This is a genomic window from Nitrospira sp. BLG_1 (assembly GCF_047338595.1).
Taxonomy (GTDB): domain Bacteria; phylum Nitrospirota; class Nitrospiria; order Nitrospirales; family Nitrospiraceae; genus Nitrospira_D.
Genome location: NZ_JBLFBO010000024.1, coordinates 1 through 14,820, shown reverse-complemented (window position 1 = coordinate 14,820; position 14,820 = coordinate 1). Strand labels below are relative to the sequence as shown.

At 57.1% G+C, this 14,820-nt stretch carries 13 protein-coding genes; 7 read left to right on the top strand and 6 right to left on the bottom strand.

The features are described 5' to 3' along the window. From ACMTNU_RS14800 to ACMTNU_RS14790, 3 genes are all read left to right on the top strand, one after another. Positions 1-1,605, top strand: coding sequence for a CRTAC1 family protein (locus tag ACMTNU_RS14800; RefSeq protein ID WP_413936044.1), 1,605 nt, complete (start codon positions 1-3; stop codon positions 1,603-1,605). A gap of 83 nt (positions 1,606-1,688) precedes the next feature. After that, the gene (locus ACMTNU_RS14795) at positions 1,689-2,021 is read left to right on the top strand and encodes a hypothetical protein (RefSeq protein ID WP_413936043.1); all 333 of its coding nucleotides are present in this window, start codon (positions 1,689-1,691) and stop codon (positions 2,019-2,021) included. A gap of 107 nt (positions 2,022-2,128) precedes the next feature. Continuing rightward, positions 2,129-2,635 carry a four-helix bundle copper-binding protein gene (locus ACMTNU_RS14790; protein WP_413936042.1) on the top strand — a complete coding sequence of 169 codons (507 nt, stop codon included), beginning with the start codon at positions 2,129-2,131 and terminating at the stop codon, positions 2,633-2,635. A 176-nt stretch (positions 2,636-2,811) separates the two neighbouring features. Here ACMTNU_RS14790 and ACMTNU_RS14785 read toward each other — a convergent pair whose 3' ends face one another. Continuing rightward, positions 2,812-3,495 (bottom strand): class I SAM-dependent methyltransferase, encoded by a 684-nt coding sequence (locus ACMTNU_RS14785; protein WP_413936041.1) that lies wholly within the window; start codon positions 3,493-3,495, stop codon positions 2,812-2,814. A 298-nt stretch (positions 3,496-3,793) separates the two neighbouring features. On the opposite strand from ACMTNU_RS14785, the gene ACMTNU_RS14780 reads away from it, so the two are divergent. From ACMTNU_RS14780 to ACMTNU_RS14765, 4 genes are all read left to right on the top strand, one after another. Next, positions 3,794-4,291, top strand: a complete 498-nt coding sequence (locus tag ACMTNU_RS14780; RefSeq protein WP_413936040.1) for a hypothetical protein — start codon at positions 3,794-3,796, stop codon at positions 4,289-4,291. Between the two features lie 337 nt (positions 4,292-4,628). Further along, a complete protein-coding gene (locus ACMTNU_RS14775; RefSeq protein WP_413936039.1) occupies positions 4,629-6,155 on the top strand; it encodes a hypothetical protein in 1,527 nt (508 codons plus the stop codon). 4 nt (positions 6,156-6,159) lie between these two features. Beyond that, positions 6,160-6,576, top strand: a complete 417-nt coding sequence (locus ACMTNU_RS14770; RefSeq protein ID WP_413936038.1) for an Lrp/AsnC ligand binding domain-containing protein — start codon at positions 6,160-6,162, stop codon at positions 6,574-6,576. After that, positions 6,573-7,058, top strand: coding sequence for a hypothetical protein (locus tag ACMTNU_RS14765; RefSeq protein WP_413936037.1), 486 nt, complete (start codon positions 6,573-6,575; stop codon positions 7,056-7,058). The genes ACMTNU_RS14770 and ACMTNU_RS14765 overlap by 4 nt, the downstream gene beginning before the upstream one ends. Before the next feature lie 100 nt (positions 7,059-7,158). On the opposite strand, the gene ACMTNU_RS14760 is transcribed toward ACMTNU_RS14765, so the two are convergent. The 5 genes from ACMTNU_RS14760 to ftsH all read right to left on the bottom strand — a co-directional run bounded on the left by ACMTNU_RS14760 (position 7,159) and on the right by ftsH (position 14,510). Next, entirely contained in the window at positions 7,159-8,589 is a 1,431-nt protein-coding gene (locus ACMTNU_RS14760) for a sigma-54-dependent transcriptional regulator (protein WP_413936036.1), read from the bottom strand. 32 nt (positions 8,590-8,621) lie between these two features. Then, positions 8,622-8,780 carry a hypothetical protein gene (locus ACMTNU_RS14755; protein WP_413936035.1) on the bottom strand — a complete coding sequence of 53 codons (159 nt, stop codon included), beginning with the start codon at positions 8,778-8,780 and terminating at the stop codon, positions 8,622-8,624. Next, the gene (locus tag ACMTNU_RS14750) at positions 8,777-9,949 is read right to left on the bottom strand and encodes a sensor histidine kinase (protein ID WP_413936034.1); all 1,173 of its coding nucleotides are present in this window, start codon (positions 9,947-9,949) and stop codon (positions 8,777-8,779) included. The genes ACMTNU_RS14755 and ACMTNU_RS14750 overlap by 4 nt, the downstream gene beginning before the upstream one ends. Before the next feature lie 77 nt (positions 9,950-10,026). Next, positions 10,027-12,279 carry a 4-alpha-glucanotransferase gene (gene malQ / locus ACMTNU_RS14745; protein WP_413936033.1) on the bottom strand — a complete coding sequence of 751 codons (2,253 nt, stop codon included), beginning with the start codon at positions 12,277-12,279 and terminating at the stop codon, positions 10,027-10,029. 422 nt (positions 12,280-12,701) lie between these two features. Beyond that, complete coding sequence (gene ftsH / locus ACMTNU_RS14740; RefSeq protein WP_413936032.1) at positions 12,702-14,510, bottom strand: ATP-dependent zinc metalloprotease FtsH; 1,809 nt, start codon at positions 14,508-14,510, stop codon at positions 12,702-12,704. Positions 14,511-14,820 lie beyond the last annotated feature (310 nt).

Here is a 14,820-nt window from a genome sequence, read left to right as displayed (position 1 = left end):
ATGCGACAACACCGACGCTCTCACATGGATCCCATCATGACGACGCTCAGCTTAGTGGTGGGCCTGTTTCTCTTCAGTGGCTGTGCATCCCGGTCTACGACCCTCCCGCCACCGACGCCTTTTACCCCGATACCGGTGGACTTTGCCCATACATGGACCAAAGGCACCCATCCGTTTACCGGAGCTGCCGTCATTGACGTCGAGGGAGATGGGACATTCGAGGTCTTTGTCGGTGGCGGTGAAGGACAACGTGACGCCTTGCTGAGCTACCGCGATGGTCGCCTCGTGAATATCGAACCGGGCACGGCGCTCTCAAAAAGTAGCGCCACCTACGGCAGCACGGCGATCGATTTTGATACTGATGGAGATACAGACCTGCTCATAGCACGGGAGGACGGCATCTCCCTTTATCTCAATGACAAGGGACGGTTTCAGGAACGACGAATTCCAGTAGATCTCCCGGCCGACTCGGTACCGTTCGCGGTCGCCGTCGCGGATATCGATCACGACGGCGACGGCGATCTGTACATCAGTGTGTTCGTGAACGCGAAAACTTTTCGCAGTGCAACCTTCAACGACCCCACCCATGCCAAGCCGAATCGCCTGCTCTTGAATAACGGCGACCTCACGTTTACGGATATTACTGAATCGTCCGGTACGGCGAGCAAGCAGAATACCTTCCTCTCCGTCTTTGTCGATCTGGACGCTGACGGCTGGCAAGATCTCGTGGTGTCCCAGAACACCGGCGCAGTCGAGATCTTCCGCAATATGAAGGATCGCACGTTCCAGCCGATCACGGTCAGCTCAGTCTTTGGATTTTGGATGGGCTTGGCAATCGGCGATATCGATAAGGATGGCGACCAGGATCTCTTTTTCACGAACGTAGGAACATCGATTCCACTGTTCTTGACCACTGGAGATCTCCGGAAGGACCAACGCCACACTCACGATTGGATGCTGCTACGCAATGACGGGAACTTCCACTTCACCGATATCACTGAGGCCTATGGCTTGTCGGGCGAGGGGTTCGCCTGGGGCGCCGTGTTCGAAGATCTCAACCTCGACGGCGAGCTGGATCTGTTAGTGGCACAGAACTATATCAAGTGGCCGGTGCATCAGTACCTCAAACTTTCTGGCCGCACCGCTCTGCAATCCACCGAGCACGGCAGGCCGGTCTTTCACCATACTCCATCGCTCGGGCTGGAGAATCCCTACTTCGGTCAAGCGCCGGTGATTGTGGATCTCGATGGAGACGGCAAGCAAGATCTCCTCTGGCTCAATATCAACGGGCCTGCACGGGCATTCCTGAATACGACTCGGGCCAACTATCTCACGATCACCGTTCCCGACAGAGTCACCGCCATCGGCACCCGCGTCACTCTCGAAACGGACAAAGGGAAAAGCGATACGCGTGCGGTGATCGGCACGGTCGGAATGCTGACGGACCAAACACCCGAACTGAGTTTTGGGTTAGGTGATCGCGAGCAGGTGGTGCGTGCGGTGATTCACTACCCCAATGGACAGACGGAGGTGATCGCAGCCCCGCCGATCAATACGAAGATCCGCCTCCAGCCGAGACCGATGATGAACGCTTCCATGCAATGAGCATCAACGGTCGAACAGTCGCTAACACAAACGTCTCAACATCCAAATTGACAGCATGATCAGCTCGGCGTAGCATTCACCCCATGGTACGAATCGCTGCGCTCTTAGCCGGCTTACTCGTGATCCTCACATTTAATGCCTACGCCTGCATCCTGCCTATCCCACAGCCGACTGCGATGGACTGCTCGTCTGGAACAGAAGAACCGGTTCGTGGGACCTGTGATGCCTTCCTTGAACTCGGTCCACAGCCGTCCTCGATGTCGAGCCACTCAACCCCACCGGTCCACAGTGACTGGAGCATGGCCGCTCATCTTCTTCCCGAAACATATGTTCCGTTTGTGCAGGTCCCCAATCCACCACGAAGTCCCGATCTCTCCATTCATCCGTCGATTCACATCACGGTTTTACGCATTTGATCCCTGTCTCGGCTCGTCCCGGCTCTGAAATCATCGACAGCCTCTTATTGTCTTAATCCTCAACCTCTGCGCAATCAGCGCGGGGCATGAGCGATGAAGGAGGATATATGTCAGCTATGAACCGACGAACATTTGTGGCGACGGGCGCATCGATTTTGGCGACCGGTGCATCATGGATGCTGGTACGAGGCGCGGAAGCGGCCACGCAGCATGGACCTTCCCATCATTCCGGAAGTGGAGCAGTTGGAACCGCAATGGATCCCCCTCAGATGAACGATGACATGCAGCGCTGCATCCGGCTCTGCCGGGACTGCCATGCACGCTGCATCGAACTGCTGGACCATTGCGTCACGCTCGGAGGGCGCCATGTCGCCCCGGCCCATATCCGACTCTTGATGGACTGCGCACAGCTGTGCACGGTTACCGCCGATTTCATGGCCCGAGCCTCGGCATTGCATGATCGCACATGCACCCTCTGCGCTGAGGCCTGCCGGCGCTGCGCGGAAAGCTGTGCCCAACTCGCCGGAAGCGATCAGCTGCTGAAACAGTGCGCCGAACTGTGCCGTCACTGTGCGGAATCCTGCGACCGAATGGCGATACACAGCGCGGCATGAGACGTCCATCGTCACGATCGTCCGGCAGAGCTCTCTCGGATATGGCGACCGGACTGTTCGAGCTTCATGCTCCCAGGAGTCGAGCTCTTGCAGGGCTCGACTCCGGGGATAGCTCTACAGAACTGTCCCTCAGCGCCACGCGCAGCGGTGCTTGGGAGCTCCGTCTCCGACAGACCTTACCCCTCCTTCATCCCCACCGCACAGGCAACAGAATCCGGCTCCATCGACTTGATTTCGAGATGGGCCTGGGAAAAGCCCGCAGCCTTGAGCCTCTCCAACATGGTGTGACCGGCCTTCAGGGTGTCCTCACCTGTAGGACCCTGCACAGAGGGCTGAAATGCAATCACGATCTTTCCTCCGGGATTCATCTGCCACTGCACTCGTCTCAAGACCTCGTCAGGCTTCTCCCAACAGTGGAAGACGTTGACTATGAGACACTTATCATACTGATCATGGCCGGCAGGGAGCTCGGACGCTGAAGCCAGCAGTAACTGGACTCGGCCTTGCCCGATCGCCGAGGCGTTGCGCTTCGTCGCCTGCTGAAGCATCATTTCCGAATGATCAATGCCCACGACGTGCCCGCCTGTCACCACCTCACTCATGAGTGCAATCGCGAGACCGGGGCCAAAACCGATTTCCAGCACACGATCCGTGGGCTGCAGCTCCAACAACGACACAGCCCACGCATTTCGTTCTCGGTTCGATCGTCGATGTGCCATGCTCCACCCGGCCACCCGTCCCCCCAGGCCCGTCGGCTTCTCAAACTGCGAATAGACTCGTTGGGCGGCTTGCGCCTGACTGGGTTGTTCGACTGCCTCGTCAACATTGCTGACATGAACGTGCTGCACTTCTGCTTGCATGATGACCTCGTCAATTCACTCCGGACCGGTTCCGGCCACACCCTGTTGTCTCCACGTGAGTCTCTGCCCACCCTTGCGAAGGTAGGCCAAGCGAGATCGATCAAGCTACACCAGCGGACTTCACACATTCAAATACAGACTTTGGCGCATCCCGTTTCCCGACTTTTCTTCTTTCAGGCTCCCTGTTGTTCACAATGAGGGATGATGTGCGTTCGCGTACCGACTGCGGTACGCCACAGTGGGAATCGCGAACAAATTCGAGTAAGATGCTCCTATCTATCAGCTATCTGGAGGACCTATGCGGTACGTGCTGCAGCTGCTTATCGGAATCCTACTGTGGGGGAACATCGGTGTCGTCTACGCACTTGATTCCGGAAGCCGGGAATCGCTACGGGGGATAATCGGACTGGGGCTGGTCATCGAGGAGGTGAGTCCCGATGCTTCGACTGATGGGCTCTCCCACGAGGCGATCCGCTCAACGGTCGAGCAAGCCCTTCGCTCAAAGGGCATCCGACTCCTCACTGACCGCACACGTTCAGGCTCATCACCGTATCTCTACATCAACGTCAACACGCTCAAGGAAGAGCTTGGGTTGTATGCCTATACGGTCACGGTGGATCTCAAGCAACTTGTCGGGTTGCCCTCAATGAAAAACAAGAAAACCTGGGGCACCACGTGGTCGGCCAGTGTGATTGGAATGGTGCGGCAAGAGAATGTGAATCAAATCATCGCCGATGCGGTCGAACCTCTGGTCAAAGACTTTGTCGACGACTTTCTCGCGGTGAATCCCCGGTAGGAGATACACGTTTACCGATGTCCGATCCCGCCTCCCTCATGAAAACTTTCCCTTTCAACCCCCGATAGGCCGCTGCGACAATATCTGTCGCTCGTCGTTCGTGAAGCGTGACGCGTCATAATCCGAAACGAGATACGCTTCACGTGCGACGTTTCACGAGATGTGCGATCTAAGGTTTCGTCCCTCGACGGTGCTCAGGACCCTGAGCTGATCGCTGGGTCACGAACCAGCCTGACTGTGGCATCTGAGATCATTACACCACACGCCGGGACCATCAGCGCAAACCTGTTGTTTTCTTGCTCGGTTCGTGCCCCTCAGTTAGACTTTTTTCACGACTATGGCACGAGCACGCGCAGGGGAACAGCAACGCCCGCGACCCAAGACCGACCTTCTGGAAGAGCTCTCGCTCGGCATCAATAAATTTCAGGAACTTCTGGCGGCCATTCATGATCTCAGCCAAGACGGCTTTCCCTACCGTGATGCCGCCCGCAGCAAGGCCGAGCTGAAATTTCGGGAGTGTTTGCGCCAGACATTCGGAGAACGATCGCAGGAATACCAAACGTACCGGAACTTCAAAATTCGTACCGGAGACAAGGGGGAGATAGCCCAGAGCCTCGTCGTCATCAAGGGATTGATTCAGACCCTGCAGGACCGAAAGCTTGAACTACACGGACTGAAACCGACGGCGACGACCGACCCTGCATCGAAACCAACTCCTCGCCCCGCGGCACAGCTGGAACTCGTTTCAGCGCCGGCACCGACGCCGGCAACTACGCGTACACAACCACCCGCACCCACCGCCGCCGTCCCAACGCCAGACGTGGGGTCTTCCATGCCTCCCAGTGCTCCGACGGTACCACCCCCATCGACGATCGAGCCGACAGCTCAACTTCCGACCCCGGGACCGAGTCTCATCCAGACGCCTCCAACGCCGGCTCCCAGTTCTGCTCCTACTGAACATCCAACAGCGACTTTCACTGCCCTGGCATCAGCACCACCGATTGCTCCCGAACCAGCAATACCAACTCCTCCAATCGCGTCTGTACCCGTTCCCCCACCAACACCAATGCCGCTCCCTGCACCGATCGCCCCCGAGGTTCACCAGACAACCGCCTCCACTACACCGTCGCTTCTCCCAAAGGCTTCATCGCCCTCCCCTCCTCCCATCCCCTCATCGATTGAGAGACGAGCGGACACGGCACAGGCTCAAACCACTTCCCTCACGAATCCACCAGTATCCTCCTCCTTGCCTCCTCCGCATATCGACGCTCCAGCTCTCGAGACAAGCCCCCTGGCAGCATCTGCAAAGGCAGTACCTCACATGAGAGCGACTCCGCCCACTCCCGTATCAGATAACTCATCGATGCCCCTGAGCATGCTACCCATACCCGAAACCGTACGTGATCATGACCCCCTTACGCTCATCCGGAAAGTCTGCCAACGGTTCCACTCGGTCGCCCGCCATCTCCGACTTCGAAAGGACTATCGGCCAACTATTGAAGTCGATGACGAGTACGACTTACAGGATCTGTTGTGTGCCCTATTGAAAGTGGAATTCGATGAGGTCGCAACCGATGAATGGATCCCGCCCTACACAGAAGGCGCCTCACGGACGACCCTGTTGGTCAATCGGGATCAGATCGCCATCGTCGCGAAGAAAACCGGACCAGGCCTGACGACTAAAGAACTGACGGACCAGGTCCTGGCGGATGCTGCGCATTATCGGACCCAAGGTCGCTGCTCCACTCTCTTTTGCTTTGTGTACGATCCGGAAGGCCGTATCGGGAGCCCCAAACGGCTCGAAACCACCTTAACCAGCGTCAGCGAGCACTGCCGGATCGAGGTGCTTGTTGCGCCAAAGTGAGACCATGGCAAAACCAAACCTCAAATCCATCCCGTCTACCGCCTCATCCCCCAAAACATCGCCCCGCAAGCCCGTATTGACAGGGCAAACCGGCTTTGCTATAAAGCAGCCCTCTTCCGGTTCAGTTCCGTATACAATCCATGGACCTGAGCCTGGGGATCACGGCGCATCGGATCGGGCATACGTTCTGATCAATGTCATGCCGGGAATGACATCCGCGGTTGTGAAAACGCTTGGAGAAATTAAAGAGATCAAAACGATTGATCCCTGTTGGGGAAATCCGGATATCATCGCGATTGCACAGATCCCCGATCAAGACGCCTTGACTCAGCTTGTACTGAGTCGGATCCATAGCATCGAAGGAGTGACGCAGACTGATACTCACCTTGTCTACCGTCTGAAGGAGGCCAGAACAAAATGATCCGAATGGACTACCTCGCCATTGTCGCCCTCACCGCCGTCACGTTTGGATGTGCCGGTGTTCAGCACCCCGTGGAACCTGATGTCGTTGAAGTCACGTTGCCTGTCTCGGCAGACCGGGTCAAAGCCGCTGTGACAAAAGTGTTGGCCGATGATGACTACTGCTGTGTGGATTGGAAGGATGGGTCTCAGCTGAAGACAGGCTACAGGGGTGAACAACCGAGCGTCTGGGATTGGCTCGTGAGAGGACGGTTTGGGGTTGTCAGAAGCCAGGCTGAAGCGTCCGTGACGGCGGAGACCGATCAGAGCTCTCGCCTCCGTCTGCAAGTCTCGTCTGAAGGCAAGCAAACAATGTTTGATAGCTGGGGTCCAACTGCCCCCCAGGTCCCACAGAGTGCACAAAATAAACTGCGCTTAATCAAGAATGAGTTGAAAATCGTCCAGACCACTTACACAACGGATACATTTTACGGCGCAAAATAATCGCGCCTTGCCCTTGCATTGAACAACGCCACGGCCTGACGGTCGTGGCGTTTTCTTTTTCCCTCACGTGACGGCCTCGTTACGTGTCCCGATTCCTCCATCAGGAAGTTCCACCCGGTCCGATCGGCTCTTTCTCTGCTCCCTCCAGTTCTTCGCCAAGATCCAGACCAAACCGTTCGGCCATCCGATAGAGGGTGCGTCTATCGATCCCCAAGATCTTTGCAGCCTTCACCTTATTACCTTTCGTTTCCTTGAGCACGCGAATCAGATGCCGTTTCTCAACTTCCTCGAGTGTCAGATAGGCATCATCCAGCGGATCGCCTGGAACAAGACTCGCTTCTTCTTCGGTGGATGTTCCCTGCCGAATCACTTCCGGCAGATCCTCAGGGGTCAACATGGGGCCGTGACTCAACGATACCGCCCGTTCAATCGCATTCTCCAACTCACGCACGTTGCCCGGCCAGCGATACTGGGTCAACAGCGTCATGGTTTCTGGCAGGACCCCCCGGACCACATGCGCGGCTCCCGTGGCACACTTTTGCAGAAAGTGATGCACCAGCATCGGAATGTCCTCCCGGCGTTCCGCCAACGACGGCAAGGTGATCGGCACCACTTTGAGGCGGTAGAACAGATCATCCCGGAACTTTCCTTCCTTCACCAACTGTTCCAGATCGCGATTGGTCGCGGCAATGATCCGGACATCGACTTTGGTGGATGTCGTGCTCCCGACTCGCCGCACTTCTTGATCTTGCATCACCCGTAATAATTTCACTTGCAACGACTGTCCGAGCTCACCGATTTCATCGAGAAATAGCGTTCCCCCGTTGGCCGATTCGAACAGTCCGACCTTCGTCCCTGCGGCCCCGGTGAATGCTCCCTTCTCGTATCCGAACATTTCCGACTCCAGCAACGTATCCGGTAAGGCGCCGCAATTGACGGGGATGAACGGCTTATCCCGTCGAGGACCATTCGTATGAATCGCGCGGGCGATCAGTTCTTTGCCTGTCCCGCTTTCTCCCTGCAACAACACGGTGCTCTTGCTCTCCGCCACACGGGCGACCAGTTTGTACACCTCCAACATCGCCGTGCTGCTTCCGACCAACGGGGACCACTCGCCCTTGCTTTTCAATTCTTCTCGGAACCGCGCATTCTCGCGAATCAACCGACAGTGATCCAGTGCCCGCTTGACGACCAGTTTGATATCTTCCCGCTTAAACGGTTTCGCAAGGTAATCGTAGGCCCCTTGCTTGATCGCCTCAATCGCCCCTTCCAGCGAACCGAACGCCGTCAGCACCACCACCGCCGTATTCGGACTCACCCGCTTGAACTCCCGTAACACCGTGAGCCCATCCACTGCCCCCATACGAATATCGGTCAACACCAGATCGACTCGCCCCTCGCGCCCCCTGGCGATCACCTCTTCCCCGCTCGCAAACGCCTCGACCTGATAGCCTTCCTTCCTGAGCGCTTCCGCCAACAGCTCGCGGGCCACCGCATCATCATCGGCCACCAGAATCGTCGCAGACTGCATTATGCCTCCTCCTTCACTCGACCAGGTTCACGTCACATCGCCGGTACCGTCACCGTCACGGTCATCCCCTGCCCGATCTCACTCCGAAGCAAACCTGACAATCTGATCGCATTCTTTTCCGAGTGCTTCTGCCAGCAGCTCAGGGGCACCCGCGTCGTCATCGGCACCAGGATCGTCGCCGAGTGCATCATGTTTCTTCCTTCACAAGGCCAGGGTCACGTCGCATCGCTGGCAACGTCATTGTCACGGTCGTGCCCTGCCCGATCACACTGCTGAGCACCAGGCTCCCGCCATGGGCCACGACTGATTCGCGGCTTAAGAATAGCCCCAAACCAGTCCCTTTACCAACCGCCTTGGTGGTAAAAAACGGCTCGAACGCCTTGTCCAGATCGGCGGCCGGCATTCCGCACCCCGTGTCCTGTACCACGATTGTCAATACCATCGCAGACATGCCGTCTGCTACGAGTCGACCGCGCTCGAGCTCGTCGACTGACGCCTCGCGACATCCCGCTGTCACGGTCACCGTCCCTTGTGCAGGGGTTGCGGCGAGTGCATTCGCCAACACATTCACGAGTACTTGATGAATCTTTTCCTTGTCCGCCCATACGAACGGAAGAGCTTTGGGAATCTCAACCGTCAACGTGAGGCCTTTCTCATGAAACGCCGGCTCCATCAATACCGCCGAAGGACTCACCACTTCTTCAACTGAACGCCATTCCGGTTCCGGTTGACGGGGACGGGTCGAGGACAGCAGGTCCTGGATAATACGCACCACTCGCGACAGCTGCTCATCAATGACAGCCACCCGCTTCTTCATCTCGGGGGTCACACCAGGTTCTTCAGCCAAAGCCTGCACATGCCAGGCAATCGAGTGAAGCGGCGTGCCGACTTCATGCGCCACGGAGGCCACCAGCTGTCCGACCGCCGCCAGTCGTTCAGACCGATTCAGTTGATCCTTCGCCTGCACCAGTTGCGTATTGGCCTTGAGCAGACTCTCCGTTTCATTGGCCAACGCTGCTCGCGCCCCCTCTTCTCGCGCCTTCCGCTCTTCCCAGCTCATGCCGAGATACGCGACCAGCAACAAGACACTGACGACGACGCTTCGATTGATCAGCGCCGCTTGGAATCGCCCCGGCTTGGTGGGTTGGAGCAGACCTGAATAGGTCGCGACCACACAGGCCAAGACGGTGACCAGCATCATCGTGCGATTCCGAAAGGTCGCGACCAGCAAAATCGGCACCACGTATCCGTAGGCCACGACGACATTGGCCGGAGCAAACTGCTCGATGATCAGGATGATCAGAAAACAGGCTGCGGCGATGCCCAGTACGAAGCGGTCCCGATGCGTCATGGCTGTCATTGCTCTGCCCTGTCTGACAGGATCACCGTCTCTGCATTGAGCGCATCTCGACCGTGAGGATTCCTTGCCGGTACTACTTACACAAGAGGGCGGGTCAAACGCAACAGGGCTGCCAGCCGTTCGGGTCGAGAGTCTTGCGTCAAATCCTCCACCGTCGTACTCAACTTCCGACACCAGTTCGGATGCTGGTCCACCGTCCCAGGAAGATTCGTCTGGAGGCGGGTACCGATCATGTCTTCGAGATTGGTCAAGACCATCCAGGCAGGGCTCCTGGCCAGATACTGATGGATACAGTCCACCAATTCGGGCGTCATGGTCGGAGTATAGACCGGATCGTCGGAAACCCATGAAGGCAGGAGCCCGTCCGACTTCAAGGCCGCGAGGATCCCGCTCTTCTCTCGCTGCCGTTCCGCCCACATCGCTTGACGCGCCTCCTCCGAAGGAAACAAGCCCAGCGCGGATCGTGTGTCGATATCCGCGCCTTCCCAATATCCCACCAGCGTCGGGAGATCGTGTGTCGTGGCCACCGCAAGCGATTGTGCAGGATAGTGAGCCGGAGGCTTCCATCCTCCCCAATGTTCTCGCTCGAAATAGAAGACTCGGTAGGATAAGACTCCGGCGGGTCCGAGTCGTTCACGCACCCAATCGGGAACGGTGCCCAGATCTTCGCCGATTACGAGTGCTTGAGCCCGTACGCTCTCCAGCGCCAGAATCGCCAGCAATTCGTCGTCATGATAGTACACATACGTTCCCATTGCAGGCGGAAGTCCACGGGGAATCCAAAACAGGCGAAACAGCGCCATGACATGGTCGATCCGTATCGCACCTCCATAGCGAAGATTGTTACGGAGCAACGCACTAAAATAGCGGTACCCGGTCGCACGCAGTCGCACAGGGTCGAGCGGCGAAAATCCCCAGTTCTGTCCTTCAGGCGCGAAGGCATCTGGCGGAGCCCCGCAATCGGCATTGAAGGCCAGAACTTCCTGATTCAACCACCCATCGGCGCCATAGCGATCGCTGCCCAAGGCAAAGTCGTGATACAGGCCGATCGGCATCCCCGCATCATGTGTCCGCGTGACCAAGGCGCGCAATTGCTCAGCTGCCAGCCATTGCAGGTATTGAAAAAACCGCACCCGATGCATATGGTGGCGACGAAACGCTCCCACCTCTTCCGACGTTGGCGTGCGATAGGCCTCGGGCCAGTCCTCCCAAACAACTGAAGGGGACTGAGAAGACCGGTGCGCTTCTTCCAACGCTTGAAACAGCGCATACCGTACGAGTGACTCACCCTCTCGCTCCGTGAAGTCCTGAAAGCTTCTCCCTCGATCGGTCGTCGGATACAACGCCGGTTCGACCCCGTCGAAGTTATCCCGTACAAACGCCTGATAACACAGTTCGAGAATCTCCCGCTTGACCGACTGCACCGCATCATAATCCACCAACTCGCTTTGCCGCGCCGCCTCGATCCGAGCGCGAACGGAGGGGTCGGCCAATCGGACTTGCACCTCAACGTCCGTCCCACATTCAGCCACTTGAGTCACGTCGATATACAGGTCATTCAGAAAGAGCCGGCTGGTGGGTGAATAGGGGCTGATGTGATAGGGTTTCGTGTTCTTGAGCGCATGGAGCGGGTTGAGCCCGATCACTGCGGCACCCAGCTGTTTACCGGCCCAGTCGATGACGGCGCCGAGGTCCCGGAAATCCCCGACTCCCCAATTGTGATGGCTCCGTAATGAATAGAGTTGCAGAGCGATCCCCCACCATCGCATGCCCTGCTGCAACTGATCGGGAATATAACAGCGTTCCGGTGCCACAATGAGGCGGGATGTGGCCTCCGTGTTCGTGCCGCCTCCCTTGGCTTGGACGTTCAGTGTGTAGTACCCCAGCGGCAGATCTTGTGGAAAGGCCACTGCGACCCGCACAAACCGATGTCCCTGGACCATGCGAGTTTCTTCAACCGTAAGGCTTGGCCCCTCCACCTGTTCATATTGGACTTCTCCCTGTTCTGCCGTGACGGTCCATTTGACGGACAGATCCGACTCATCCGAACGTTCACAGGGTACATACAGCGACCAGGTTCCCGCCGAACGTCCCACTCGCAACACATGGACCGGTTCACATCCTCGTAACCACCAGCGGTCATCCCATGCCTCAAGTTCCGCCACAAGCTCGTCACGATTGGATACCCGCAGATTCATGGCCGCAAGGATGGCGCGCCGGGTCTCCTCCGTCGTCACATGCTGGGTACCGGCAATGTCGTAGTAGTCCACCGCAATGCCGGCCCGATCGGCCAACATCCGTAAGAGGTCGCTTTCAGACTGATCGTACATGCCGGGAGTGTGCGTGAAGGGTTACATCAAGTCAATGCCATCATGACGACTCAACACGAAACCACTTGGATAGCGCATCTCGTGAAACGTCGCACGTGAAGCGTCTCTCGTTCCGAATTCAGGCGCTTCACGCTTCACGAACGACGAGCGACGGATATCGTCGCAGCGGCCCATTGGCGGTTGTCGTAGAAGCGCTCACGAATAGTGCACCCCAGACATAGTACTGAGACACCTGGGATGACCTATCGTAACGCAACGCAATGAAAGGGCAATCAATCGTTGTTTCTTCAACGAATTGCGTGTCCGACAACCGGACAGCGGATCAGAAGCAGCTCCTAGCGCCTGGCTGCAGCATACCCACAGCCAGGCTTATCAGATCGGTAAGTCGGTAGTGACAATCGAAATAGCAATGCCCACTGCAGTTAGGCTGAAACCTGTTGAGACGACTGCGGAAGAATCGCCTTAATTTCCCATCCATCCAGTGTTTCTTTTTCCAAAAGCGCATCCGCCAATGCTTCCAAGGTCACCCTGTGTTCGGTCAAGATATGCTTGCTTCGCTCGTAGTTTTCTGTGATGAGGCGTTTGATTTCCAGATCGATCTCCAACGCCATTTCATTACTGATAGCACGCGTACCCCCGAGGGAGCGCCCCAGAAACATCGATTCCTCTTTCTGCCCGAACGCCAGCGGCCCAAGCTTTTCACTCATACCCCATTCGCAGACCATTTTACGCGCGAGATCCGTCGCCCGCTCTAAATCGTTCCCCGCACCGGTTGTGACATGTTTGAACACCAGTTCTTCGGCGACTCTGCCGCCCATGAGAATCGCCAGCGTGTTGTATAAAAACTCTTTGGAATGATTGTAGCGATCGTCGGTGGGCAGCTGCATGGTGACTCCCAATGCGCGACCTCTTGGAATAATCGACACCTTGTGGACCGGATCGGTGCCCGGCAGCACTGTGGCCACCAACGCATGACCCGCCTCGTGATAGGCGGTGATCCGCTTTTCCTCGTCCGTGAGCATCATACTCTTGCGCTCAGTGCCCATCATAATCTTGTCTTTGGCCGTTTCGAAGTCTGCGATTCCGACTTCATGCTTATTCTGACGAGCCGCCCACAGCGCCGCCTCATTGACGAGATTTTCCAAGTCCGCACCTGAAAAACCGGGAGTACCTCGCGCGATCTTTTCCAGCTCGACGTTCGCTGCCATCGGGACTTTCTTCGTGTGCACCTTCAAGATTTCCGAACGGCCCCGAAGATCCGGATGATTCACCGTCACCTGCCGATCGAATCGCCCCGGTCTGAGGAGCGCCGGGTCGAGCACATCAGGCCGATTGGTGGCTGCCACCAAAATGACGCCCTCCGTCGTGTCGAATCCGTCCATTTCGACCAGCAACTGATTGAGCGTTTGCTCACGTTCGTCGTTCCCACCCCCGAGCCCCGCACCTCGAGACCGTCCGACGGCGTCGATCTCATCGATAAATACAATACAGGGCGCATGCTTCTTTGCGTCTTCGAACAAGGTGCGAACGCGAGAGGCCCCAACCCCCACGAACATTTCGACGAAATCCGACCCACTGATACTGAAGAACGGGACACCCGCCTCACCGGCAATCGCCTTGGCCAATAGTGTCTTCCCCGTTCCAGGCGGCCCCACGACCAACACCCCCTTGGGAATACGTCCACCGAGTTTCTGGAACTTTCGCGGGTTCTTCAGAAACTCAACCGTCTCCTGCACTTCCTCTTTGACTTCATCGATGCCCGCCACATCTGAAAACGTCACTTTGTTCCGCGCATCCGTCTGCATGCGGGCTTTGCTCTTGGCGAGAGACATCGCCGCATTCCCGGTCTGCATCCGGCGCATGAGGAATACCCACAGGCTGAGAAAGAGCACGAACGGCCCCCAGGTCATGAGCATCGTCATATACCAAGGACTGTCACTTGCTGGTTTGACCTCAATCTGAACATGCTTCTCCCGCAACTCTTGAACGAGATCAGGATAGTCCGTCATATAGGTTCGTAGCTGGGAATTATCTTTTAATATGCCGCTCAGACGATGTCCTTGCACAATCACCTTCTCGATATCACCTCGGTCGAGCTTCGCCATGAACTCACTGAAAATCACCTCTTCCGATATGACTGCACGCGTAGGCGCACTCCAGAGGTTGAGGAGGAAGAGCATGGTTAGCCCGACCAGCATCCCAAACACGAGTTTTTGTGTCTTGTTGTTCACCTGTGGCCTCCACTATAGGTTCGCCTCGACAGAGGGCCGATCGACGTGAACCGCCTCCACGCAACGTCAAGCGGTCCGTGGCGCTCATGTTCTCATCTTTGACATCCGCCGCCCTGCCGGCCGAGACGGCGAGCTCGAACGACCGAGCCCGCCGCTGCTTACCAGCCTCTGCGTTGCCTACCGACTCTCTATGAACCTCCAGTCATGTCGTATAGGCCATCGATCCACTTAGTACGCGCTCTGGCCCTTGGCGCTCTGCACCTGGGCCGGGAACGGATCCAGGATGCTCTTCGGCGCGTTGTTCCAGATC